General features: G+C 74.7%; 1 protein-coding gene. It reads right to left on the reverse strand.

All coding sequences use genetic code 11. From position 1 onward, the window contains the following. Positions 1–985 (reverse strand): ROK family transcriptional regulator (locus H489_RS27345; protein WP_031259588.1); only part of this gene is annotated, 985 nt, incomplete at its 3' end. Positions 986–1,050: the final 65 nt, after the last annotated feature.

Raw genomic sequence — 1,050 nt, forward strand, 5'->3', positions numbered from 1 at the left:
CGACGACCCGCTCGGGGTCGAGGACGTTGCACAGGCCCACCGCCGCCGAACCGATCGCCCGCCCGGCCTCGGCCACGGCGCGCATGCAGACCTGGTCACCGGCCATGGCGCGCAGGATCAGGTCCGCCAGCTTGAGGGTGCCGACCTCGTCGCGCACGCCCTCGAGCACGGCGGGTGCTCCGGCGATCGCCTCGAGGCACCCGCGGTTGCCGCACCGGCACAGCGGCCCGTTCGGCAGGACGGGGGTGTGCCCGAACTCGCCGGCGATGCCGTGGTGCCCGCGGAACAGGTGTCCGCCCAGCACGAGTCCGGCGCCGATGCCGTTGCCGACGTCGAGCGTCACGACGGTGTCGCGACCCCGGGCGGCGCCGCTCCGGTGTTCGGCCAGGGCGGCGAGGTTGGCCGAGTTGTCGACCTGCACGGGCTTGTCCATCCGCCGGGCGAGTGACTGGCCGAGCGCGATGCCGTCCCAGCCGCGCAGGATCCCGCCGCGCGCCGTCATCCCGGTGCGGGCGTCGATCGGGGCGGCCACGGCGAGGCCGACGGCGAGCACCTCGTCCATCGACGACTCGATGGACTCCGCCATGTCCAGCACGAGCAGCGCGGTCTTGTCGAGCTCGGCATCGGCCCGGTGGTCGCGGGCCAGGGGCATGTGCCGCTCGGCCAGCACGGCGCCGTTCAGGTCCGACAGCGCCAGCCGCAGGTGCCGCGGTGAGACGTGCACCCCGGCGACCAGCCCGAGGCCGTGCGGCAGGGTCACGCGGAGCGCCCGGCGGCCGCTCGAGGTGCTCGGCGTCGCGTGCAGGGCGCCGGTCGCGACGAGCTCCTTGACGATGTTCGACACGGTCGCGGGGGAGAGTCCGGTGACCCCGGCGAGCTCGACCTGGGTCAGCCCGCCGTGCCGCTTGACCGCGCTGACGACCCGGCCCCGGTTGGCTTCACGCAGTGAAGCTTGGTTCCCCGGACTGCGGCGCGGCTCTGACACGGGGACAGCGTAACGGGCGGGTCCGGAACGCTCGCCGTGCCGGACTGGAGGCTCGGTGCCAGCTG

The sequence above is a fragment of the Curtobacterium flaccumfaciens UCD-AKU genome (genome assembly GCF_000349565.1).
In the GTDB taxonomy this organism is placed as follows: domain Bacteria; phylum Actinomycetota; class Actinomycetes; order Actinomycetales; family Microbacteriaceae; genus Curtobacterium; species Curtobacterium poinsettiae.